Here is a 25,479-nt window from a genome sequence, read left to right on the forward strand (position 1 = left end):
CCCCTTCCAGACCGGCCAACGCATGTACCGCACCGGCGACCTCGTCAAGTGGCGCGAAAACGGCACCCTGGACTACCTCGGCCGCGCCGACGACCAGATCAAGATCCGCGGCTTCCGCGTCGAACCCGCCGAAGTCCGGGCGGCCCTCACGGCGCACGACGACGTCGTGGACGCGGCGGTGGTCGTGCGCGAGGACCGCCCCGGTGACAAGCGGCTCGTCGCGTACGCGGTCGCGCCCGGCCTGGCGGTGGCGGACCTGCGGGCGCACGCCTCGGCCCTGCCGGAACACCTGCGCCCGAGCGCGTACGTGCTGCTCGACGCGCTCCCGTTGACCCCCAACGGCAAGCTGGACCGCGCGGCGCTGCCCGTGCCGGAGGCGACCCCGACTGCCCGCCGCCGACCCCGCACCGCGCGGGAGCGGATCGTGGTCGGGCTCTTCGCCGACGTGCTCGGTCTGCCCGAGGACCGGGTGGACCTCGACGACGACTTCTTCGCCCTGGGCGGCCACTCGCTGCTGGCGGCCAAGCTCGTGGCCCGCGCCCGCCGCGCCCTGGACGCCGAACTGGGCGTCCGCGACCTGTTCGACGCGCCGACCCCGGCGACGCTCGCGCAACGCCTCGACCGGGCCCGGTCCGCCCGCGTCCCGTTGCGCGCGGTCGATCGCCCGGAGTGGACGCCGCTCGCACCCGCGCAGGCCCGCCTGTGGTTCGTGGACCAGTTGCGCGGCCCCAACCCCGCGTACAACGTGGCGCACACCGTGCGGCTGCGCGGCGAACTCGACGTGACCGCACTGCGGGCCGCCTTGACCGACGTGGTGGACCGGCACGAAGCCCTGCGCACCGTCTTCCCGTCGGTGGACGGCGAACCGCGCCAGCTGGTCTTGCCCGCACACGTGGACTTGCCGGTTCTGTCTGGTGTGGACGTTGTCGGTGCCGCACGTGAGCCGTTCGACCTGACGGCGCAGCCGCCGGTCCGGGCGTCGCTGCTGCGCGTCGCCGACGACGAGCACGTGCTCCTGCTGGTGCTGCACCACATCGCCGGTGACGGCTGGTCGATGGGGCCGCTGCTGCGCGACCTCGCCGAGGCCTACACCGCACGCCTGGCCGGCGGCGCGCCCGGCTGGTCGCCGCTGCCCGTGCAGTACGCCGACTACACGCTGTGGCAACGGGAACTGCTCGACGACCTCGCCGAACCCCAGCTGGAGTTCTGGCGGCGGGCACTCGCCGAGCTGCCCCACGAGGTGCCGCTGCCGACCGATCGGCCGCGCACGGCCGATCGGACCGGCGTCGGCGGGCTGGTGGACGTCCGTCTCGGCCCCGACCTGCACGCGACGCTGCTCGACGTGGCACGGGCGCACGGCGTGACCCTGTTCATGGTGTTCCAGGCGGCCTTCGCCGCGCTGCTGACCCGCCTCGGCGCGGGCACCGACATCCCCATCGGCACACCCGTCGCCGGCCGCACCGACGAAGCCCTCGACGACCTGGTCGGCTTCTTCGTCAACACCCTCGTCCTGCGCACCGACACCAGCGGCGACCCCACGTTCACCGAACTCCTCGCCCGCGTCCGCGACACCGACCTCGCCGCCCACGACCACCAAGACCTCCCGTTCGACCGGCTGGTCGAGGAGCTCAACCCCGTCCGCAAGCCCGGCACGCACCCGCTGTTCCAGGTGGCGTTCGTGGTGCAGAACAACACCAACGACCGCGTCGAGCTGCCGGGGCTGGAGGTCGAGGTCGCCCCGGTGGACATGGGCGCGGCGAAGTTCGACCTCACCCTGAGCCTCGGCGAGGAGCCCGGCGGTGGCGTCACCGGCGCGCTGGAGTACGCCGCCGACCTGTTCGACCACGCGACGGCCGCCGCGCTGGTGGACCGGTTCGCGAGCCTCCTGGCGGCCGTCGCCGCCGACCCCGGCGCCCGCGTCGGCGCGCTCGACGTGCTCACCCCGGCCGAACGCGCCCGCCTCACCGCCGGATCCCCGGGCGCACCCGCCCGGGTCGTGGACGACCGCACGGCGCACGAGGTGATCGCCGCCCACGCCGCCGCGACCCCCGACGCCACCGCGCTGGTCTTCGACGGCCGTCGCACGTCCTACGCCGAACTCGACGCCGCCGCGAACCTGGTCGCCCACCACCTGCTCGACTCCGGGGTGCGGCCCGGCGACCTCGTGGGCGTGCTGCTCGAACGCGGCCCGGACCTCGTCGTGGCGGTGCTGGCGGTGCTCAAGGCCGGCGGGGCGTTCACCCTGCTCGACCCGGGCTCGCCGGCGCGGCGGATGGCCGCCGTGCTGGACGCCGCCGGGGCCACCGCGGTCCTCACCGACGCCGACCACCGGCTGGACGGCCGTCGGTTGATCGACATCGCCGAAGCCCCCGCGTCCTGCGATCGGTCCCCGGACGTCGCCGTGGACCCGTCCGCGCCGGCGTGCGTCATCTTCACGTCCGGCTCGACCGGCCGGCCCAAGGGCGTGCTGGCCCCGCACCGCGCGATCGTCCGCACGCTCGTCGGCCAGGACTACTTCGACCCGTCGCCGGACCAGGTGTGGTTGCAGAGCGCACCGCTGCCGTGGGACGGGTTCGTGCTGGAGCTGTTCGGCGCGCTGCTGTCCGGCGCGACGTGCGTGCTCCAGCCCGGCCGCACGCCCGAGCCGGCCCTGATCGCCGACCTGGTGGCCGCGCACGGCGTCACGACGACGTTCCTGTCCGCGAGCCTGCTCAACTACATGGTCGACGAGCACCCGCACGTGTTCGACGTGCTGCGGGTCGTCATGACCGGCGGCGAGGCGGCGTCACCGGCGCACCTCGCGCGGCTGCTGCGCGAGCACCCGGGCATCCGCGTGGTCAACGGCTACGGCCCGGCCGAGCACATGGTCTACACGTGCTTCCACGACGCGGCACCCGGCGAGGCCCCCGTCCCGATCGGTCTCGCGCTCGCCGACAAGCGCTCCTACGTGGTGGACGACCGGCTGGAGCCGGTGGCCCCCGGCGTGCCGGGCGAGCTGTACGTGACGGGCGTGGGTTCGGCGCTGGGCTACGCGGGCGAGCCGGGGCTGACGGCGGAGCGGTTCGTCGCGTGCCCGTTCGAGCCCGGCGCACGGATGTACCGCACGGGCGACCTGGTGAAGTGGCGGTCGGACGGCCGGTTGGAGTTCGTCGGCCGCGCGGACGACCAGGTCAAGATCCGCGGGTTCCGCATCGAGCCCGGCGAGGTCGTGGCCGCCCTGGACGAGCACCCGGGCGTGCGCCGCTCGGCCGTCGTGGTCCGCGAGGACCGGCCGGGTGACAAGCGGCTGGTCGCCTACGTCGTGCCGGAAGGGGCGTTCGACCACGCCGCGCTGTCCGCCCACGCGGCGGCCGTGCTGCCGAGCCACCTGCGGCCCGCCGCGTACGTGGCGATGGACCGCATCCCGCTCAACGCCAACGGGAAGCTCGACCGGACGCAGTTGCCCGCGCCGACGCGGGACGCCGAAACCGGGCGACGCGCACCCCGCACCCCGCGCGAGACGATCATGGTCGGGCTGTTCGCCGACGTGCTCGGCCGGTCCGCGGACGAGATCGGCGTGGACGACGACTTCTTCGACCTGGGCGGGCACTCGCTGCTCGCGGCCAAGCTCATCGGCCGGGTCCGTGCCGCCCTCGACGCCGAGATCGCCGTCCGCGACCTGTTCGACGCGCCCACCCCGGCCGGGCTGTGCGGGCGGCTCGACCGCGTGGCCGACCGGCTCGCGCTCACCCCCGTGCCGCGACCGGACGAGGTGCCGCTGTCCTACGCGCAGGCCCGCCTGTGGTTCATCGACCAGTTGGAGGGCGCGGGCGCGGCGTACAACGTGCCGCACACGGTGCGGTTGCGGGGCGCGCTGGACGTGGCGGCGCTGCGGGCGGCGTTGACCGACGTGGTGCGGCGGCACGAGTCGCTGCGCACGGTGTTCCCGTCGATCGACGGCGTGCCGCGGCAGGTGGTGCGACCGGCGGCGGACGTGGTGCTGTCGTTGCCGGTGCGGGACGCAAAAGAGTCCGATGTGGACGGTCTCGCGCTCGCCGCCGCACGGGAGGCGTTCGACCTGACGGCCGAGCTGCCGGTGCGGGCGTCGCTGCTGCGCGTCGCCGACGACGAGCACGTGCTCCTGCTGGTGCTGCACCACATCGCCGGTGACGGCTGGTCGCTCGGCCCGCTGCTCGGCGACCTGACCGACGCGTACGCGGCCCGACTGGCGGGCCACGCGCCGGACTGGGCCCCGCTGCCCGTCCAGTACGCGGACTACACGCTGTGGCAACGGGAACTGCTCGGCGACCCGGACGACCCGACGAGCCCGCTGGCCCGGCAGTTGGAGTTCTGGCGGCGGGCGCTGGCCGGCGTGCCGGACGAGCTGCCGCTGCCCGCCGACCGGGCGCGTCCCGTGACGCCGTCCGGGCACGGCGAGTCGGTGCCGGTCGCGGTGGACGCCGCCGTGCACCGGGCGCTGCTCGACCTGGCCCGCGCCACCGGCACGACGTTGTTCATGGTGCTCCAGGCCGGGTTCGCGGCGCTGCTGACGCGGCTCGGCGCGGGCACCGACGTGCCCGCCGGTTCCCCGGTCGCGGGTCGGACCGACGAGGCGCTGGACGACCTGGTGGGGTTCTTCGTCAACACCCTGGTCCTGCGCACCGACACCAGCGGCGACCCGACGTTCACCGAGCTGCTGGCCCGCGTCCGCGACACCGACCTGGCCGCCTACGACCACCAGGACGTCCCGTTCGACCGGCTGGTGGAGGAGCTCAACCCGACCCGCTCGCTGTCCCGGCACCCGCTGTTCCAGGTCATGCTGGTGCTGCAGAACAACGCGGCGGCCACCGTCGAGATGCCCGGCCTCACCGCCGAGATCAGCCCGGTGGACACCGCGAGCGCCAAGTTCGACCTCACCCTCGGCCTGCGCGAGGAGCACGACGACGCGGGCGCGCCCGCCGGGATCACCGGCGCGCTGGAGTTCGCCACGGACCTGTTCGACCGCGGCACGGCCACGGCGCTGGCCGCCCGCCTGGCCCGGATGTTCACGGCCGTGGTGGCCGACCCGGACGCGCGGATCAGCCGTCCCGAGCTGCTCGACCCGCAGGAGCGGCGCGGCCTGCTGGCCGCGTGGACGGACACCGCCGCGGACGCGCCGGTGGACCGCTGCGCCCACGAACTCGTGGCGGCGCAGGCGGACCGCACACCCGACGCGGTGGCCCTGGTGCACGGCGACGTGCGCGTCACGTACCGCGAGCTGGTCGACCGGGCGAACCGGCTGGCCCACGAGCTGGTGGCGCGCGGCGTGCGGGCCGGTCAGGTCGTCGGCGTCCTGCTGGACCGCGACCCGGACCTGGTGGTGGCCGTGCTGGGCGCGCTGACGGCCGGCGCGGGGTACACGGCGCTCGACCCGCGGTTCCCGCGGCGTCGGCTGGCGGACCTCGTCGACCGGACCGGGACACCCGTCGTCGTCACCTCGACCGCGCTGGCCGACCGGCTGCCGGACGTGTCCACCGTGCTGGTCGACCGGCCCCGGGTCGACGCCCACCCGGCGACTCCGCCGGGCGTGGCGGTCTCACCCGAGGACGTCGCGTGCGTCATGTTCACCTCCGGCTCCACCGGCGTGCCCAAGGGCGTCGTCGCGCCGCACCGCGCCCTGGTCGGCACCCTGCTCAGCCAGGAGTACGTGGACTTCGCCCCGGACCACGTGTGGCTCCAGTGCTCGCCGGTGTCGTGGGACGCGTTCGCGCTGGAGCTGTTCGGGCCGCTGCTGTCCGGCGCGACGTGCGTGCTCCAGCCCGGCCCGACGCCCGAACCCGCGCTGATCGGCGCGCTGGTGGCGGAGCACCGGATCACGACCGTCCACCTGTCGGCGAGCCTGCTCAACCACCTGCTCGACGAGTACCCGACGGCCCTGGCCGGGGTGCGCCAGATCATGACCGGCGGCGAGCCCGCGTCCGTGGCGCACCTGCGCAAGCTGCTGGACCGGCACCCCGGCGTGCGGCTGGTCAACGGCTACTCCCCGGTGGAGAACATGATCTTCACGGTCTGCCACCGGGTGCGGCTGGAGGACACCGACCTGCCGTCCATCCCGGTCGGCCGGCCGATCGTCAACAAGGGCTTCTACGTGCTGGACGACCACCTCAACGTGCTGCCGCCCGGCGTGGTCGGAGAGCTGTACATGACGGGGGTCGGCCTGGCGCGCGGCTACCTGGGCGCGCCGGCGCAGACCGCCGAGCGGTTCGTCGCCTGCCCGTTCGAGCCCGGCGCGAGGATGTACCGGACCGGTGACCTGGTGAAGTGGCGGGCGGACGGCGTCCTGGACTTCCTGGGCCGCGCCGACGACCAGATCAAGATTCGCGGGTTCCGGGTCGAGCCGGCCGAGGTGGCAGGCGCGCTGACCCGCCACCCGGCGGTGCGGCAGGCGGCCGTGGTGGTCCGCGAGGACCGGCCCGGCGACAAGCGGCTGGTGGCCTACGTGGTGGCCGAGCCCGGCGCGGAGCCGGACGCGGCGTCGCTGCGGGCGCACGCCGAGGAGCACCTGCCCGAGCACCTGCGGCCGAGCGCGTACGTGCGGATGGACGTGCTGCCGCGCAACGCCAACGGCAAGCTCGACCGGGCCGCGCTGCCGCCGCCCGACTACCTGGCCCGGCCCGCCGGGCGGCGGCCCGCCACCCCGGCCGAAGAGGTGATGTGCGCGCTGTTCGCCGAAGTCCTGGGCCTGGTCGGCGAGGTGGGCGCCGACGACGACTTCTTCGCCCTCGGTGGCCACTCGCTGCTGGTGACGCGCCTGATCAGCCGCGTCCGCTCGGCGTTCGGCGCCGAGCTGTCCATCAAGTCCGTGTTCGAGCACCGCACCGTGGCCGCGCTCGTCGAGCGCCTGGGCCACGCGGAGCAGGCCCGTCCCGCACTGCGGCGCCGGAGCCGGTCGGAGGGAGTCCAGTGAGCACGCGCATCCCCCTGTCGTTCACGCAGCGGCGGCTGTGGTTCCTCAGCCGGGCCGAACCGGGCGCCGGCTACAACATCCCGGTCGCGCTGCGCCTGCGCGGGAAGCTCGACGCCACCGCGCTGCGGTGCGCGCTGGCCGACGTGGTGGAGCGGCACGAGGTGCTGCGCACCGCGTACCCCGAGGTCGACGGCGAGCCGTACCAGGACGTCCGCGCGACGGCGGTGGAGCTGCCGGTGACCGAGGTCCCGGCCGAGGACCTGCGATCCGCGCTGGAGGAGGCCGCGCGGCACGTCTTCGACCTGACCGCCGCACCGCCGGTCCACACGCGACTGTTCACCGTGGACGACGACCACGTGCTGCTGATCCTGCTGCACCACATCGCGGGCGACGGCGGCTCGACCGGTCCGCTGGTCCGCGACCTGGCGACCGCGTACGCCGCGCGGGTCGCCGGACGCGCTCCGGAGTTCGCCGAGCTGCCCGTGCAGTACGCCGACTACACCTACTGGCAGCAGGACGTGCTGGGCGACCCCGACGACCCCGGCAGCCGGTTCGCGCGGCAGGTCCGGCACTGGGCGGACACCCTGGCCGGCCTGCCGGTCGAGGTGGGCTTCCCGGCGGACCGGTCCCGCCCGCCCACGGCCGTGCGGCGCGGCGACTCCGTGCCGGTGGACGTGCCGGCGGACGTGCACCGCGCGCTGCTGGACCTGGCCGCGACCACCGGGACGACGCTGTTCATGGTGGCGCAGGCTGCGGTGGCCGCGCTGCTCACCCGGCACGGCGGCGGCACGGACGTCCCGCTGGGCACGGCCGTCGCCGGGCGCGGTGACGAGGCGCTGGACGACCTCGTGGGCTTCTTCGTCAACACGCTGGTGCTGCGCACCGACACCGGCGGCGACCCCACGTTCGCCGAGTTGCTGGACCGGGTCCGCGACACCGACCTGACGGCGTACGCCAACCAGGACGTGCCCTTCGAACGGGTCGTGGAGGAGTTGAACCCGCCCCGCTCGCTGTCCCGGCACCCGCTGTTCCAGGTGATGCTCGTGCACACGGCCGAGGGCGGCGGGGACGCCCCCGCCCTGCCCGGCCTGGCCGTGGAACCGGTGCGGCTGGGCACCGGCTCGGTGAAGTTCGACATGACCGTGGGCTTCGCCGAGCGGCCGGCCGCCGGCGGGCTGCGGGTGAACTGGGACTACTCGACCGGCCTGTTCGACCGCGCGACGGTCGTCGCCCTCGGCCGGCGGCTGGTGCGCCTGCTGACCGCGGTCGCGGCCGACCCGCACACCCGCCTGGGCGCGCTGCCGCTGCTCGACGACGACGAGCGCGCCGCGCTGACCGAACCGGGCACCACCCCCGTCGACGCCACCGCGCACGACCTGTTCACCGCGCGGGCACGGCGGCACCCGGACAAGGCGGCGCTGGTCCACGACGGCGGGCGCGTCACCTACGGCGAGCTGGACGCGTGGGCCAACCGGATCGCCCACCGCCTGCTCGACCGCGGCCTGACGCCGGGCGCGGCGGTGGCCGTCCACCTCGACCGGGGGCCGGCGCTGGTCGCCGCGCTGCTGGGCGTGCTCAAGGCGGGCGGCTGCTACACGTTGCTGGACACCGGTTTCCCCCTGGAGCGCCGGCGATCCACCGTGCGCCGCGCGGGTGCGTCACTGGTCGTCGGCGCGCCGTTGGACGGGGCGGAGGTCGTCGATCCGTTCGCGCCCGGCCCGGACCACGCGCCCGCGCTCGTAGTGCCCGCCGAGTCGCCCGCGGTCGTCATGTTCACCTCCGGCTCGACGGGCGAGCCCAAGGGCGTCGTGGCGCCGCACCGGGCCCTGGTCACCACCCTGACCGGCCAGGAGTACGCCGAGTTCGACGCCGTCTGGCTCCAGGCCGCGCCCGTGTCGTGGGACGCGTTCGCCACCGAACTGCTCGGCCCGCTGCTGCACGGCGGCACGTGCGTGCTGCACCCGGCGGGCGCGCCCGACCCGGCGGCCATCGCCCGGCTGGTGGTCGAGCACGGGGTCACCGTGTTCAAGGGCTCGGCCAGCCTGTTCAACTTCGTGCTGGACGAGCACCCCGAGGTCTTCGCGACCGTGCGGCACGCCATGACCGGCGGTGAGCCCGCGTCCGCCGCGCACGCGGCCAAGGCGTTGCGCGACCACGGGCACGTCCGGTTGACCAACGGCTACGGCCCGGTCGAGAGCATGGGCTACAGCACCGCGCACGAGATCACCGCCGCCGACCTCACCGGGCGCTGCGTCCCGATCGGCCGCCCGGTCGCCGGCAAGCACGGCTACGTCCTGGACGCCCGGCTGGCGCTCGTGCCGCCCGGCGGCGTCGGCGAGCTGTACCTGGGTGGCGGCGGTCTCGCGCACGGCTACCTGGGCGCGCCGGGTGCGACGGCGGCGCGGTTCGTCGCCGACCCGTTCCACGCCGGCCGGCGCGTGTACCGGACGGGCGACCTGGTGCGGCTGCGCCTCGACGGCGTCCTGGAGTACGTGGGGCGGGCGGACGACCAGGTGAAGCTGCGCGGGTTCCGGGTGGAGCCCGCCGAGGTGCAGGCCGCCGTGGCGGCGCACCCGGGCGTCACGGGCGCGGCCGTCGTGGTCCGCGAGGACCGCCTCGTCGCGTACGTGGTGGGTGACGTCGAGCCGGCGGCGGTCCGCGACCACGTCGCCGCGCGGCTGCCCGAGCACCTGGTGCCGTCGGCGGTCGTCGTGCTGGACGAGCTGCCGCGCACCCCGAACGGCAAGCTGGACCGGCGGGCGCTGCCCTCGCCCGCCGCGGTCGACCGCGAGCCGCGCACCCCGCAGGAGGAGATCCTGTGCGGCCTGTTCGCGCGGGTGCTGCGGGTGCCGCGGGCGGGCGCGGAGGACGACTTCTTCGCGCTCGGCGGGCACTCGCTGCTCGCGACCCGGCTCGTGAGCGCGGTGCGCGCGGCCCTGGGCGCCGAACTCGGCATCCGCGACGTGTTCGCCGCACCGACCCCGCGAGGCCTGGCGGCACGGCTGGGCACCGGCGCGGCGCGCCCCGCCCTGCGCCCGGTCGACCGGCCCGACCCGGTGCCGCTGTCCCACGCCCAGCAGCGGCTGTGGCTGCTCGACCAGGTCAACGGCGGCACGGCGGCGTACAACTCGCCGTGGGCGCTGCGGCTGCGCGGACCGCTGGACGTCGACGCGCTGCGCGCCGCGCTGGGTGACGTGGTGGCCCGGCACGAGTCGCTGCGCACGGTCTTCCCGCAGGTGGACGGCGTGCCGGCGCAACGCGTCCTGGACACCGCGCCGGAACTCCTCCCGGCCGGCGAGGCGGACCTGGCGGAGCTGTCGGCGCACGTGTTCGACCTCGCCGACGAGACGCCGCTGCGGGCGCACCTGCTGGCGGTGTCCCCGGACGAGCACGTGCTCCTGCTGGTGCTGCACCACATCGCCAGCGACGGCTGGTCCAAGGGCCCGCTGCTGCGCGACCTGGCCACCGCCTACACCGCCCGCGCCGGCGGCGCCGCGCCCGACTGGGCCCCGCTGCCCGTCCAGTACGCGGACTACGCCCTGTGGCAACGGGAACTGCTCGGCGACGCGGACGACCCGGACAGCCTCGCCGCCCGTCAGCTCCGGTTCTGGCGCGACACCCTCGCCGGTGCGCCCGAGCAGCTCGACCTGCCGACCGACCGGCCGCGCCCGGCGGTGGCGTCCGGGCGGGGCGGGCTGGCGGCCGTCGAGTTCGGCGGGGACGTGCGCGACGCCGTGCGGTCATTGGCCGAGGCGACCGGCGGCACCACGTTCATGGTCCTGCACACCGCCCTCGCCGCCCTGCTGACCCGGCTCGGCGCGGGCACGGACGTCGTGGTCGGCTCACCGGTCGGCGGTCGCACCGACGAGGCCCTGGACGACGCCGTGGGCTTCTTCGTCAACACCCTGGCCCTGCGGGTGGACACCTCCGGCGACCCGGAGTTCGGCGAGCTGCTGGCCCGCGTCCGCGCCGCCGACCTCGCCGCGTACGACCACCAGGACGTGCCGTTCGACCGGGTGGTGGAGGAGCTGAACCCGCCCCGCTCGCTGTCCCGGCACCCCCTGTTCCAGGTGACCCTGGTGGTGCAGAACGCCGCCGGCGGCGACGCGGCGCCGCTGCCCGGCCTGGCCGTCGAGCCGGTGCCGACCTGGACCGGCACGGCCAAGTTCGACCTGGTGCTGGCGTTCACCGAGCACGCGGACGGCCTGACCGCCAACGTCGAGTACGCCACGGACCTGTTCGACGAGACCACCGCGCGCTCCCTGCTGACCCGCGTGGGCCGGCTGCTCGCGTCGGCCGCGCCGACGACCCGCCTGGCCGAGCTGGACGTCCTGCTGCCGGGCGAGCGGGAACTGGTCCTCGACCGCTGGAACGACACCGCTGTCGCCTCGGACGCTTGGGTTTCCGTGCCGGCGCAGGTGCGGCGGCGGACGCGCGAGACGCCCGACGCCCTCGCCGTCCGGTCCGAAGTGGACGCTCTGACGTTCGCTCGACTCGACCGTGCGGCCGACCGCGTCGCGAACCACCTGCTGGCTCTGGGCGTGACGCCCGGCTCGGTGGTCGGCGTGTGCGTGCGCCGCTCCCCCGCCGGCGTCGCGGCGCTGCTGGGCGTGCTGCGTTGTGGCGCGGCCTACCTGCCGCTCGACCCGGACTACCCGGCCGACCGCCTGGCGCACATGCTCGAAGACTCCGCCGCGCCCGTGGTGGTCACCGAACACGCGCTGCGCGACCGCGTCACCGCGCCGGCCGTCGTCTGCCTGGAGGACCTGACCGGCGAGGCGGCCCCGGTCGACGTGCCGGTCGGTCCGGCCGATGCCGCCTACGTCATCTACACGTCCGGCTCGACGGGCCGCCCCAAGGGTGTCGTGGTCGACCACGGCGGCCTGGCGGACCTGTGCGCGTGGCACGTCCGGGAGCACGCGATCACCCCGGCCGACCGGACCGGGCACGTCGCCGCGCAGGGCTTCGACGCGGCGGTGTGGGAGCTGTGGCCGAACCTCACCGCGGGCGCGTCCGTGCACCTGCCGGCCGCGGCGACCCTCGCCGACGGGCTGGTGGACTGGATCGCCCGCACCGGCCTGACCACGTGCTTCCTGCCCACGCCGCGCCTGGAGGTCGTGCTGGACGACCTGGCCGCGCGGGCCGGCTCGCTGCGGGCGGTGCTCACCGGCGGTGACGCGCTGCGCGGACGCCCGCCGGCCGGCACGCCGTTCCGGCTGGTCAACCACTACGGCCCGACCGAGTTCTCGGTGCTGGCGACGGCGGGCGACGTGGCCCCGACCGGCGCGGCGGCGCCCACGATCGGCCGTCCGGTCGCCAACAGCCGGGCCTACGTGCTCGACGCCCGGCTGGAACCCGTGGCGGTGGGCGTGGTCGGCGAGTTGTACCTGGCGGGCGCGGGCCTGGCCCGCGGCTACCACGCGCGGCCCGGCCTGACCGCCGAGCGGTTCACCGCGTGCCCGTTCGGCGCGCCCGGCGAGCGGATGTACCGCACGGGCGACCTCGTGCGGTGGACGGCGGAGGGCGAATTGGAGTTCGCCGGGCGCGCCGACCACCAGGTGAAGCTGCGCGGGTTCCGGATCGAACTGGGCGAGATCGAGTCCGTGCTGACCGGTCACCCGGCGGTGGCGCACGCCGCGGCCGTGGTCCGCGAGGACCGGCCCGGCCTGAAGACCCTCGTCGGGTACGTCGTGCCGCGGGGTCCGCTCGACACCACCGCCCTGCGCGCCCACCTGTCCACCGTGCTGCCGGAGCACATGGTGCCGACCGCGCTGGTGGTGCTGGACGCGTTGCCGCTCACCGTGAACGGCAAGCTCGACCGCCGCGCCCTGCCCGAGCCCGAACGCACCACCGGCGACCGTGCCCCGCGCACGCCGCGCCAGGAGATCCTCTGCGGCCTGTTCGCCGAGCTGCTGGGACTGCCCGAGGTCGGCGTGGACGACGACTTCTTCGACCTGGGCGGGCACTCGCTGCTGGCCACCCGGCTGGTCGGCCGGGTCCGCGCGGCGCTGCGGGCGGAGGTCCCGGTCGCCGCGCTGTTCGCCAACCCCACGCCCGCCGGGCTGGACGCGTGCCTGGACCGGGGCGGTCCGGTGCGGCCCGCGCTGCGCCCCGCAGTGCGGCCCGAGCTGGTGCCGCTGTCGTTCGCCCAGCGCCGCCTGTGGTTCGTCAACCGGCTGGACGAGGCGAACCCGAGCTACGCGGTGCCCGTGGCGCTGCGGCTGCGCGGCGGACTGGACGTGCGGGCGCTGCGGTCGGCCCTGGTCGACGTGGTGGATCGGCACGAGGCGCTGCGCACGGTGTTCCCCGAAACCGGAGGGGCGCCGCACCAGCAGGTCAGGACCGGCGTGCGGGTGCCGTTCACGCTGCTCGACCGCGCCCCGGACGAACTCGACGCGACGCTGCGGCGGCTCGCCGCCGCGCCGTTCGACCTCACGACCGACCTGCCGCTGCGGGCCGCCGTGGTGCGGCTCGCCGACGACGAGCACGTGCTGCTCCTCGTGCTGCACCACATCGCGGGCGACGGCTGGTCGATGGGTCCGCTCCTGCGCGACCTGTCCGCCGCCTTCACCGCCCGCCTCGACGGCCGAGCGCCGGACCTCGCGCCGCTGCCCGTGCAGTACGCGGACTACGCGCTGTGGCAACGGGACCTGGTCGGTGACGACCTGGTCGCGTACTGGGTCGAAGCGTTGGCGGGCCTGCCGGACGAACTGGAGCTGCCGACCGACCGGCCGCGCCCGGCGACGTCCGCGCAGACCGCCGGCCGGGTGCCGGTCGAGCTGGGCGCCGACCTGCACCGCGCGGTGCTCGGCCTGGCCCGCCGCACCCGCACCACGCCGTTCATGGTGTTCCAGGCGGCCTTCGCCGCGCTGCTGACCCGCCTCGGCGCGGGCACCGACATCCCCATCGGCACACCCGTCGCCGGCCGCACCGACGCCGCCCTCGACGACCTGGTCGGGTTCTTCGTCAACACCCTCGTGCTGCGCACCGACGTCTCCGGCGACCCCACGTTCACCGAGCTGCTGGCCCGCGTCCGCGACACCGACCTGGCCGCCTACGACCACCAGGACGTTCCGTTCGAGCGGCTGGTGGAACGGCTCAACCCGGCCCGCTCGCTGACCCGGCACCCGCTGTGCCAGGTGCTGCTGACGTTCCAGAACACCGGCGAGGCGGCCTTGGAGCTGCCGGGGCTGGCCGTCGAACCGGTGGGCGTCGAGTCCGGCACCACCGCGTTCGACCTGAACCTGGGGCTGCGCGAGACCCGGGACGCGTCCGGCGCGCCATCGGGTGTCGAGGGCGCCCTGGTGTACCGGGAGGACATGGTGGACGCGGCCACCGCACGCTCCCTGGTGACACGCCTGGTCCGCGTGCTGGCCGCGGTGACCGCCGACCCGGACCTGGCGGTCGGCGACGTGGACCTCCTCGGCGACGAGGAACGCGAACGGGTCCTGGTGGCGTGGAACGACACCGCGCGCGCCGTGCCGGACACGACGCTGCCCGCCCTGTTCGCCCACCAGGTCCGCCGCACGCCCGACGCGGTCGCCCTGGTCGGCGACGGCCGGACGTTGACCTACGCCGGGTTGGACGCGCGCGTCGACCGGCTGGCCCGCGCGCTGCGGGCCGCGGGGGCGGGTCCCGAACGGGTGGTGGCCGTGCGGCTGCCCCGGTCGGTGGACCTGGTGGTGGCGCTGCACGCCGTGCAGCGGGCGGGCTCGGCCTACCTGCCGGTCGACCCGGGCTACCCGGCCGACCGCATCGCGTTCATGCTCGCCGACGCCGATCCGGTGCTGGTGCTGGACGCGGAGGCGTTGCGGGAGCTGGAGGACGGGACGACCCCCGCCGTGGCGCTGCCCGACGTGCGCGGCGGCGACCCCGCCTACGTCATCTACACCTCCGGGTCCACCGGCCGGCCCAAGGGCGTCGTCGTCACGCACGAGGCGATCGTCAACCGGCTGCGGTGGATGCAGGACGAGTACCGCCTGGGCCCGGACGACCGGGTGGTGCAAAAGACGCCGTCGAGCTTCGACGTGTCGGTGTGGGAGTTCTTCTGGCCGTTCCAGGTGGGCGCGGCGCTCGTCGTGGCCCGCCGGGACGGGCACCGCGACCCCGCCTACCTCGCCGACCTGATCCGCGCCGAGGGCGTGACCACGGCGCACTTCGTGCCGTCGATGCTGGAGGCGTTCGTCGCGCACCTGGAGGAGTCCGGCGAGCGCTGCCCCGGCCTGGTGCGCGTGGTGTGCAGCGGGGAGGCGCTGCCCACGGCGCTGGCCCGCCGGTTCGCCGCGGTGTCGAGCGCCGGCCTGCACAACCTGTACGGGCCGACCGAGGCGGCGGTGGACGTGACGTTCCACGCCGTTCGCGGCGACGAGACCACGGTGACCGTCCCCATTGGACGTCCATTGTGGAACACCGGCGTGCACGTGCTGGACGACCGGCTGCGGCCCGTGCCGCCGGGGGTGCCCGGCGAGCTGTACCTGGCGGGCGTGCAACTGGCCCGCGGCTACCACGCCCGGCCCGGTCTCACGGCGCAGCGGTTCGTCGCGTCGCCGTTCTCGCCCGGTGCGCGGGTGTACCGGACCGGCGACATCGTGCGGTGGTGCGGCGAAGGCGTGCTGGAGTACCTGTCGCGCGCCGACGACCAGGTGAAGATCCGCGGCCTGCGGATCGAGCCGGACGAGATCGCCGCCGTGCTCCAGGACCACCCCGACGTCGCGCGGGCCGCCGTCGTGGCCTGCGAGCACGCGCCCGGTGACCTGCGGCTGGTCGGGTACGTCGTGCCGGCGGAGGGCGGTGCGCCGGAGCCGTCCGCGCTGCGGGCGCACGCCGCGTCCCGGCTGCCGGAGCACATGGTGCCGTGGGCCGTGGTGGTGCTGGCCGACCTGCCGCTGTCCCCGAGCGGCAAGCTCGACCGCAAGGCGCTGCCCGCGCCGGTGGTCGAGACCGCCGGACGGGCGCCGGCCACGCCCGCGGAGGAGGTGCTGGCGGGGCTGTTCGCCGACGTCCTGGGCGTGCCGGCGGTCGGCGTGGACGACGGGTTCTTCGACCTCGGCGGCCACTCGCTGCTCGCCACCCGGCTCGTGTCGCGGATCGGCGCGGAGTTCGGCGTGCGGCTGGGGGTGCGGGCGGTGTTCGAGGCGCCGACCGTCGCCGCGATGGCACGGCGGCTGCACGAGGACACCGCCACCACCGCCGTGCCCGTGCTGCTGCCGCTGCGCGCCTCGGGCGTGCACGCCCCGCTGTTCTGCGTGCACCCGGCGGCGGGCATCGGCTGGGTGTACTCCGGCCTGCTCCGCCACCTGCCCGACCGCCCGCTGTACGCGCTCCAGGCGCGGGGGCTGTCCCAGCCGGACGCCCGGCCCGCGAGCCTCGACGAGATGGCCAAGGACTACCTCGACCAGGTCCGCGCCGTCCAGCCGACCGGCCCGTACCACCTGCTCGGCTGGTCGTTCGGCGCCGGCGTCGCGCACGCGATGGCCGCCGCGCTGCGCGACGAGGGCGAGGACGTGGCGCTGCTGGCGCTGCTCGACGGCTACCCGTCCACGCCGACCGGGGAGGTCTACTCGGCCCGCGAGCCGCGGGTCCTGGCGGCGCTGCTGCGCTCCCTCGGCTACCCCGACGACCCGGCGCCCGTGTCCGTGGCGGACATCGCGGCCCGCGTCGCGGACGGTCCGCTGGCCGACGTGGTGCCGACCGGGTTCGCCGACCTCGCCGAGGTGTTCGCCGACAACCTGACCCTGACGGCCACCGGCACGACCGCCCGCTTCGACGGCGACGTCCTGTTCTTCACCGCCACCGCCGACAAGACCGACGACTCACCCGTGCCCGCCGACTGGCGCGCGCACGTCACCGGCGACGTCCACGCCCACCGCGTCGACTGCCGGCACGGCGACCTCACCCGCCCCGGCCCGCTGGCCGAGGTCGGCGCGGTGCTCGCCGCCCACCTGGAAGCCCGCCCGTAGAGGAGAAACCGCCATGACGACCGCACTGACCCGCGAAGCCGCGCTGGTCCACGACTTCTACCGCTTCGTCGACGCCGGCGACGTGCCCGCGCTGGTCGCGATGTTCACCGAGGACACCACCTACGAGCGCCCCGGCTACCCGCCGGTCGCGGGCCAGGACGGCATGGCCCACTTCTACACCCACGTCCGGATCATCAAGCAGGGCGAGCACCGCGTGGAGTCGGTCGTCCTCGACGGCGACCAGGTGGCGGTGCGCGGCTCGTTCGAGGGCGTGCTGCGCGACGGGACGCGCACCAGCCTGCGCTACGCCGACTTCTTCACCCTCGCGGCCGACGGCCGCTTCAGCAAGCGCGAGACGTTCTTCTTCGCCCCCCTCGTCTGAGCCGTTAGGAGCCCGCCATGACCTCCGTCCTGCCCAAGCCCGCCGCCACGTCCCCCGGCCACGGCGCCGCGTTCACCCGCCACCTCTACAGCCTCAAGTACTCGCCGTCCCTCGGCTGGCACGGGGGCGAGCTCCAGCCGATGGAGAAGCTGTCCCTGCACCCCGCGACGCTCGGCCTGCACTACGGCCAGGTGATCTTCGAGGGCATGAAGGCGTTCCGGCAGCAGGACGGGTCGGTCGCCGTCTTCCGGCCGTGGGAGAACGCCCGCCGCTTCAACCGCTCCGCCGCCCGCCTGGCGATGCCGGACCTGCCCGAGCACCTGTACGTCGACGGCGTGGACCGCCTGGTCGCCGCGGACCACGGGGAGCTGTCCGACGACCCCGACCACAGCCTCTACCTGCGGCCGCTGATGTTCGGCACCGACGCCAACCTGATGCTGCGCCCGTCGGAGGAGTACCTGTTCCTGGTCATGGCGTTCGTGGCGGGCGGCTTCTTCGGCGACGTCGTCCGCCCGGTCTCGGTGCTCGTCTCGCGGGACCAGGCGCGGGCGATGCCGGGCGGCACCGGGGACGTGAAGTGCGCCGCGAACTACGGCCCGTCGTTCGTGGCGCAGCGCAAGGCGCAGGAGGCGGGCTGCCAGCAGGTCGTGTGGCTGGACCAGGCGGAACGCCGCTGGGTCGAGGAGATGGGCGGCATGAACCTGTTCTTCGTGCGCGGCGACGAGGTCGCCACGACCCCGCTCACCGGCACCCTGCTGCCCGGCGTGACCAGGGACTCGCTGCTGCGCATGGCCGCGCGCCTGGGCTACCGGGTCGCGGAGCGCCCCGTGTCGGTGGACGAGTGGCGCGCGGGCTGCGCGTCGGGCGAGATCACGGAGGTCTTCGCCTGCGGCACGGCGGCCGTCGTCACACCGGTCGGGCGGGTCCGCGACGTGGACGGCGACTTCACCGTGGGCGACGGCGAGATGGGCCCCGTGACGAAGACCCTGCGCACCGCCCTGGTCGACCTGCAACACGGCCGGACCCCGGACGTGGACAACTGGCTACACCGCGTGTGCTGAGGGCGCGGAAGGGCGGACCAGCCCGGGCGATGCCGCTGCTCACCGCCGAGCTGGACGGCACCGCCGACCGGGAGCGCGGGGTGTTCCGAACCTGGAGGAGGTCACGTCGCGGGGTGACGACATCCTCCAGGCCCCTGCGTCCGTCGCCATCGCCGACGGCCGCGGCACCACCCGGCAGCGACTGCTGGACGCGCCGCGGACGGTGAGCCAGCAGCCCGCCGGCGAGCCGGAGGGCGAGGGCCCGGCCGCCACCCCCACCGGAAAGTGATCACGTCCCCGCAACGGCCCGGGTCGGCGAGCAGCCGGCCCGGGCCGCGGGCGGCGTCCGGACACGACCGCGTCACCAGAACTGGAGGGGTGCGAGTCCCGATGGTCGACGTCCGCGCCCACCCGACACCACCGCCTCCCCGGACGGCGCATGCGGTCGACCACCACCGACGCTCATCACTTCACCGTCACTCCCATCAATTGCCGCCAACAGGACACCACGGCTCGCCGAGACGAGTCCTCCGGCCCGGAACCGCCTTGCCGGATGGTCACCGCGCCGCTTAAGCAGGCGATGACACTTGACGTGCCAGGTCCCATCGGGACGGAGGTCAGCGGAGAAGTCGATGCCGGCGCCGGGTTGGCCGATGGTGCCGTCGGCGCCGGGGTTCCAGGGGACGGGTTCCCACCTGATCTCCGGCAGCTCGGTGGCGACCGCGCCGCCGCAGGCGTCGCACCCGCCGTTGCCCAGCTCGACGTACCGCACGAGCAGCAGCACTTCGGCGACCAGTCGGGAATTCCCGGGCACGGCGGTGATCGGCGGTGTCCGTGCGGCGAGGGCGCGGGTCTCGGCGAGGTCCGCGTCGAACCGCGCCGACGCGGCGTGCCCGTTGCCCAGTTCGCGCAGCAGGGTCTCGGTCGAGTCGTGCAGTGCGGCGGGCGGCGTGAGTTCGAACGAGCTGATTGCCACCGGGTTGAACAGGGACCGGATCCCGTGCCCCTCGGCGCGGCGACCGGACCAGAACCCGCATCGTTCCGGAGACGGTTGGCAGGGCAGCACGGTCAAGGCGATTCTCGACGGCCCCGCTACACCGGGTACGCCTTCTTCGGGCGCTGGACGCGGCAAGAAACGTTGCTCGACCCCGACGACGTGGCGGCCGGCCACGTGGTCGGGTTCCGCCGGGCCGGTGCCGATCGCATCGTCCGGTCGCGCAAGCCGGCGCACCCGGAGATCGTGAGTGTCGAGGAGTTCACCCTGGTCCCAGTTGCTCCGGAAGTCGAAGTACGCGGGCGGGCTGAAGACCGCGCAAGGCGGAACGCGCCGAACGACCCACGAAACGGGTGTACCTCTCGATCGGAGATCCCGGCAGAAGCGTCCTCGCCTGGCACCGGTAGTACATTCCGCGCGCCCGAGGGCTTGCCTCCATCTTCCTTTCGCACACGTCGCACCGCACCCGCCCCGGAACAGGACGTCCTCCAGAATGCTGTCAACACCTGGTTGGGCGGACTGTTCGCGCCGGAGTACGTTGACCGCACGGTGGCCGCATTGGTCGCGTCACAGGGAACTTTGTCCCCCTGGAAGGCGGTGTTGTCGCCGTAGGCGGCGTCGGCCACCACCGGCCGCCGGGACATACCCCAGTCCAGCAGCTCGTCGATCATGTCCAGCGCCAGGCGCCACTTCTCCCGGTGCCGCACCTGGTCGGGTATCGAACATCGGGCCCGCTTCCGGCCGATCTCCGCGGCTGTCGCCTCGTCGTCGGCTTTCCGGTCGTCCCAGGACTCCGGCAGGAACAACCGCCAGTCCACCGCGGCCGAGGTCCAGTCGGTGACCGCGTGCACGCTGACCCCGACCTGGCAGTTGCCCCGCTTGCCCAACGCCCCGCAGTACGTCCGCGCCACCCCTGGCGACGATGTTCCGTCCTTGTCGATCACGGTCGAGAGATCCGACTTGAGGTCGTCCAGCCGTTCGGTGATCTCGCTCAGCCGCTGTTCAACACTGTCCAAACGGGACCACAGGCTGTCCGCGGGGTCCGTGACCGGTTCGTCGGCTTCCGGTGGCCTTCGGCCGTGCAGCACGGCATCAAGGTGTTGCGGGTGCCATCCGAGTGCGGTGGACAGCGACTCCAGGGTGCGCGGGCTGCGGCGGCGCTCGACCGTGTGGTGCTGGACCTCACGGACGATCGCTTGCGACACGTGCGACCGCTCCGCGAGTTCACGTTGACGCCAGCCCAGCGCGTCGCGCGGGCAGGAGGTGACCGGGATGCGGACGTTCCGCACGGTGCTTGAGCAGCGGATCTGGATCCCAGCCGCCCATCCGACGCGATCGTCCAGCCAGTCGAGCACGACCGCCAGGTCCAACTCAGCGCGCGCAGGCGGCTTGGCAACGACTTCGCTGGCGGCCTGGGAAGGCTCACGGAGCAACTCCTCGACGCTGACGCCGAAGATCCGCTCCAGCAGCCGCGCCGTGACCGGCTGGACCCTGCCGAGTGGTTCGCCCGGCCGCCGGCGGCCGGCCGGTCGAAGGTTCGTCTGCATCTGGCGAAGCTGGGCGAAGGCGCGTTGCTCGACCACCGAGCGCGGCGGGCACGGGTGGGCAGTACATCACCAATTACCCAAGTTCAAATCGCGACGCACACGACACTGGTGAGGATGATGAGCCCGGTCATGACGCACCGCTCCGATACCGCTGGACGTTCACCCCTGGTGGCCAGCGGTGACGTCTCGCAGACGCGGCGCTCACTAACCCGGCTGGTGCATCGGCCGAGTCAGGGCCTGCCATGCCACCTGGGAAGCCACCTTGGAAGATCTTGCTTTCCGCCACGACCAACGCGGTGAGCACAACACCGCTCAACAGGCCGATGATTCTACGAAACAACGTCAACTCCATTCATCGCAGGGGAAGTCGACCCGGCAAAAGAAATGCGAATACGATGCATTTCAAGGTCACCATAACGACTTCGCCCGCACTCACAAGAGGACTCGACGAGGCGGAGCTCAACAATCTGTCGCGACCACTTCTCTGCAGTAGTGTCACCACAGCTCAGCTACGCTGCGAGCGGCAGCAGCCACAAGAACGCTGGAAAAGATCTAGATTTCTGGCGAGTTCGCCACTGGAGGTGCGCGGTGAGATCAGCCCTCAGCACCAGCTTTGGCACCACTCTCAGATCCGCCATTCGGGCCAACGGCCTCACGCTGCAAGGTGTCCACGCCCGCCTCAGCCGGCGTGGCGTTCAGGTGTCCATCGCGGCGTTGAGCAGTTGGCAGTCAGGACGCAACAGGCCGGAACGCCCAGATTCCTTGCGTGCGGTGGCCGAGCTGGAATCGCTGCTCGGTCTCGATCGCGGCGACCTGATGGCCTTGCTCGGCCCACGTCGCCCCCGCGGCAGGCGCGCCGGGGCACGGGCACGAACCGACCTGCTTCCGGACTCCGGCGCGGCGGCCGATATCAGCGGTCAAAGCGGCCGGATCCGCCTCTTGTACGTCGAGGAGCATGTCCGCGTGAACCCGGACCGTTCGCTGAGGGAAATCGTCACCAGATCGGTGGTCGAGGCCAGGGACGACGGCGTGAGCCGCTACCACGCGGGTAATCTCGCCGATGCTGCAGCCGATCTGAGTCTGGTCCGCACCGTCGCCATCGGGGGAAGTCGGCTCGGCCGAGTACAGCGGGACCATGCTCACCGACTCGTCTCAGCGGAGTTCCTTCTGGACCGCGCCTACCGCCGTGGAGAGGCCTTCACCGTCCAATACAAGTTTTTCATCAACCAACCGGTCTTCGACACCGAATACTTCCGGGTGTTCACCGCCCCCTTCCGCTTTACGTATTGCAGGTCAGCTTCGCCCGCTCGATGACCCCCGTCCGGTGCCATCGGTTCGAGACACCCGGCTGGACGAATCCGAGAACCGACCGGGAAGTGGGTCTGCTCGGCCACCGCAGCGCCCTGGTCACCGCAGAGGCCATCACCTCTGGCGTGTACGGCATGCGTTGGCAATGGGCGTGAGCTCGCCACGCCGGGCGTAGCAGGAGCCCTCGCTGTCCCAGGTCCGGCGCAAACGGCGAAACACAACGAGAATCGCCGGGTCCAGGGCATCAGCTGGAGTGATGAGCCATGTATATGACCGGCCTGGCCCATCCGCTTCTACAGTCTGGAACGTGCGAATCTGGTTCCTCATCCGCGGATGGACGTACACACCAGCTCCCTGCCGGCCGGTCCGCAGGCCGCTCACCGAGCCCCTGCGCACGACTGCCGCCCTGTGCGACCGGATGAACAGGCAACGCACCTTCTCGCCTCACCCCCTACCCGAGCGGTTCGTGCTGGACGCGATCGCGGTCGCCGCCACCTTTCCGTCCAGCACTCACGAGGCATCCGCCCTCGTCGGCAACTCCGAGGTGCGCGCCGCAATCGGTGGCGCCGCCGACGATGCCGCTGTTTCCGATCTGGTCAGCGCCTTGCTGGGTCGAGTGCCCGTGCAGGCGTGAGCGACCGGCCGAAGCTCCTCGCCCGAGTGGATCTCGCACTCGCTGACGGTGTGGCCCTGCTCAACGGCCCGCGCGGCATCGGAAAGACCACGACGCTGAACGCCGCCGTGGCCCAGGCACACGCCCGCGGTGAGATCGTGCTGCGGGCCAACGGAGCGTGTACCGAGCGCTGGATAGCCGGTCAGGCGCTGGCCGACCTGCTCGCGTCCTGCCCAGGTGAGGTCACCGCTGACCTGCGGGCGCTCGCCCGCCCGGCTCGCCGCGGCACCCGCACGCAGATCTTGCGGCGCACAGGGTTCCTCGGGCTGCTCGCCCGCCTGACCGCCGACCAGGACGTGCTGGTAGCGATCGACGACGTCCACTGGATCGACACCGTGTCCGCCGACGTGATCGCCCACGCCGCTCGCCGGGCAGATGATCGCATCCGGTTCCTGTTCGCCGGGCAGGACGCAGCGGCCGTACCCTGCCAGGCAAGCTGGATCACCGTCCCTCCGATGACCGTCTGCGAAGTGGCGGACCTGCTCGCCCCGCACCGGGTGACCGAGCGGACTGTGTCCCAGGTTCACGTCGAGGCGGCGGGCAACCCAGGCGTCGCACTCGCGGTCTGCACCGGACAGGTCCGGGGCCACGTCGAGGATGCGCTGGCCACCTTGACCGCCACGGCCTGGGACACGGTTCTGGTGTGTGCACTCGCTGCCCGGCCGACATCGACGCTGCTGCACCGGTCCGGGTGCTCGGACCCGGACGCCGACCTGGAGGACGCGGTCGAGTGCAGTCTCGTCGTGGTCGAGGACGGCGCAATCCGGTTCACCCCACCCGCCGCCGCAGCCGTTGTCGCTGACCTGGCGGGCGCAGCTGCACGCCACCACGTCCACCGCCGTCTGGCTCGAGCGGTCACCTCCGCCGCCGAAGTTCAGCGCCACCGGGCACTGTCCCACCCGGAACCGGACGAGCGGCTGGCCAGCGCGCTGATCACCGCCGCCCGCTCCGCACGCCGATCCCCCGGCTTCGCGGCCGAACTGTTCCTGATGGCCGCCAACCGGTTTCCCCCGGAGAAGCCGGGCCGCAGGTTCGACGCGCTGCTTTCGGCGGTTGAGGTGGGAGTCGGAGCAGGCGTGCCGGGCGTGGTCGCCGAGGCGGCACGCGCGGTCCTCGCGGAGTCGGCGAATCCGGTCCACCGCGTCCGCGCTCGCACCGCGCTGGTCCGCCACGCCGGTCAGAGCGCGCCTGGCGCGAGCGACCTCCTCGCTGCGGCCGAGGCCGACGCCACCGACGACCTCGCGTCTCAGGCAGGAGTCAGCCTTTGGCGGGCGTACGCGGCAACCGTCGCCGCCGATCCCCGCACCGCCGACGAGGAGGCCGCCCGCGCCGTCGCGAATGCACAGACCATCGGCGACACGATCACAGAGGCGTACGCGCTTGCACTGCGTGCCAGGGCGAGACGCCTTCTGCGCCGCCCAGGTTGGAAAGCCTGCCTCGACGAGGCGCTCGCCGTGTCCCTGCCGGACACCGCGGGCCACATGCACCTGACCCCGCAGCACCTCGCCGCCCGATTCGCCACCTACGACGACCAGATCGACGAGGCCCGGACGATCCTGCAACGCCTGCTCGGTGTGGCCGAGCAGGGACCGATGGAGGACCTCATGAGCCCGCTGTGCGGGTTGGTGGAGGTGGCCGTCCGCCAGGGCCGGTGCACCGAGGCGATGCAGCACGCCCGGCGGGCCGTGCGGACCGCCGGGCAGGCAGCGCTCAGTCCTGGTCCCGGCTGGTACGTCACAGCCCTGGCCGAGCTCGCGGGTGGGGATCTGGCCCTGGCCCGGTTCTACGCCGAACACGGCGTCCGCGCGTGCACCCAGGACGGCGATGTCGTGTACCGGCTGAGGAACCTGCACGCCCTCGGGCAGACGCTCGCCCGGCAGGGCGAGACCCGGCAGGCGATCGAAATGCTCCGGGAAGTGCAGCGCACCGAGGCGGCACTCGGGCACGCCGACCCGACCGTTTTGCGCTGGCAGCCGGAACTCGTGCTGTGCCTGGTGCGTGTCGGCGATCACCTCGAGGCTGAGCGCTTGGTGAGCGCGACACGCGAACTCCTCGACGGTCTCGGAGCTCGCGGAGCGGGCGCCGGGCTCGACCGCGTGCTCGCTTTCGCCTGGGCTGCCAGCGGAAGAATCGACGAGGCCATCGACCTCGTGCGTGGTGCCGCCACCGTGTTCGCCGCGCTCGGGCAACCGCTGGAGCAGGGGCGGTGTCTGTTGATCGAGGCCGCGGTCCATCGGCGCAGGCGTCGCTACACCGCCGCCGCTCACTCCGCCGCCACAGCACTGGACGTGTTCACGCGTATCGATGCCGTTCCATGGGCCCGGCACGCCCGCGCCGTCGCCGCGCGCATCGCCGCCGTCGGGTCGGGCGTCCAAGATCTCACCACGACCGAGCGGCGCGTGGCGGAGCTGGTCGCCGAAGGAGCCACCAACCGTGAGATCGCCCAGCACCTCTACGTCAGCCCGAAGACGGTGGAGGCCACGCTCACGCGGGTATACCGCAAGCTCGGGCTGCGTTCCCGAGCGCAGCTCGCACGGCAGCTCGACCGGCAGTCATAGGGAATTCCCTGCATCCTCGCTGAGACGCGACTCCTACCGTGGGTGATCCCTGCGAAGTTCCCCTGAGATCCCCTGGGTGGGAGGAGAACGACC

General features: G+C 73.6%; 8 protein-coding genes and 2 pseudogenes. 7 read left to right on the forward strand and 3 right to left on the reverse strand.

The genetic code is table 11. The annotated features are described in order from the left end of the window. Window positions 1–22: 22 nt before the first annotated feature. The 4 genes from ABD126_RS34725 to ABD126_RS34740 are packed head-to-tail and all read left to right on the forward strand — an operon-like array spanning window position 23 to window position 18,327. Window positions 23–6,925 carry an amino acid adenylation domain-containing protein gene (locus ABD126_RS34725; protein WP_343939124.1) on the forward strand — a complete coding sequence of 2,301 codons (6,903 nt, stop codon included), beginning with the start codon at window positions 23–25 and terminating at the stop codon, window positions 6,923–6,925. Further along, complete coding sequence (locus ABD126_RS34730) at window positions 6,922–16,884, forward strand: non-ribosomal peptide synthetase (RefSeq protein WP_343939126.1); 9,963 nt, start codon at window positions 6,922–6,924, stop codon at window positions 16,882–16,884. Before ABD126_RS34725 ends, ABD126_RS34730 begins: the two co-directional genes overlap by 4 nt. Before the next feature lie 13 nt (window positions 16,885–16,897). Then, a complete protein-coding gene (locus ABD126_RS34735) occupies window positions 16,898–17,266 on the forward strand; it encodes a nuclear transport factor 2 family protein (RefSeq protein WP_343939128.1) in 369 nt (122 codons plus the stop codon). A 17-nt stretch (window positions 17,267–17,283) separates the two neighbouring features. Beyond that, the gene (locus ABD126_RS34740; protein WP_343939130.1) at window positions 17,284–18,327 is read left to right on the forward strand and encodes a branched-chain amino acid aminotransferase; all 1,044 of its coding nucleotides are present in this window, start codon (window positions 17,284–17,286) and stop codon (window positions 18,325–18,327) included. Between the two features lie 340 nt (window positions 18,328–18,667). Here the strand turns inward: ABD126_RS34740 and ABD126_RS34745 are convergent, their stop codons facing one another. The 3 genes and pseudogenes from ABD126_RS34745 to ABD126_RS34755 all read right to left on the reverse strand — a co-directional run. Continuing rightward, complete coding sequence (locus ABD126_RS34745; RefSeq protein WP_343939132.1) at window positions 18,668–19,282, reverse strand: hypothetical protein; 615 nt, start codon at window positions 19,280–19,282, stop codon at window positions 18,668–18,670. 605 nt (window positions 19,283–19,887) lie between these two features. Beyond that, window positions 19,888–20,247 (reverse strand): annotated as a pseudogene (locus ABD126_RS38910) (transposase); the annotation flags it as partial. After that, window positions 20,236–20,589 (reverse strand): annotated as a pseudogene (locus ABD126_RS34755) (hypothetical protein); the annotation flags it as partial. The pseudogenes ABD126_RS34755 and ABD126_RS38910, both read right to left, overlap by 12 nt. A 1,029-nt stretch (window positions 20,590–21,618) precedes the next feature. Between ABD126_RS34755 and ABD126_RS34760 the strand changes: the two are divergent. From ABD126_RS34760 to ABD126_RS34770, 3 genes are all read left to right on the forward strand, one after another. Beyond that, window positions 21,619–22,161, forward strand: coding sequence for a hypothetical protein (locus ABD126_RS34760; RefSeq protein WP_343939134.1), 543 nt, complete (start codon window positions 21,619–21,621; stop codon window positions 22,159–22,161). A 301-nt stretch (window positions 22,162–22,462) separates the two neighbouring features. Then, a complete protein-coding gene (locus tag ABD126_RS34765) occupies window positions 22,463–22,789 on the forward strand; it encodes a hypothetical protein (RefSeq protein WP_343939136.1) in 327 nt (108 codons plus the stop codon). Beyond that, complete coding sequence (locus tag ABD126_RS34770; RefSeq protein WP_343939138.1) at window positions 22,786–25,386, forward strand: LuxR C-terminal-related transcriptional regulator; 2,601 nt, start codon at window positions 22,786–22,788, stop codon at window positions 25,384–25,386. The genes ABD126_RS34765 and ABD126_RS34770 overlap by 4 nt, the downstream gene beginning before the upstream one ends. Window positions 25,387–25,479 lie beyond the last annotated feature (93 nt).

Source organism: Saccharothrix mutabilis subsp. mutabilis, assembly GCF_039521145.1.
GTDB classification, from domain to species: Bacteria; Actinomycetota; Actinomycetes; order Mycobacteriales; family Pseudonocardiaceae; genus Actinosynnema; species Actinosynnema mutabilis.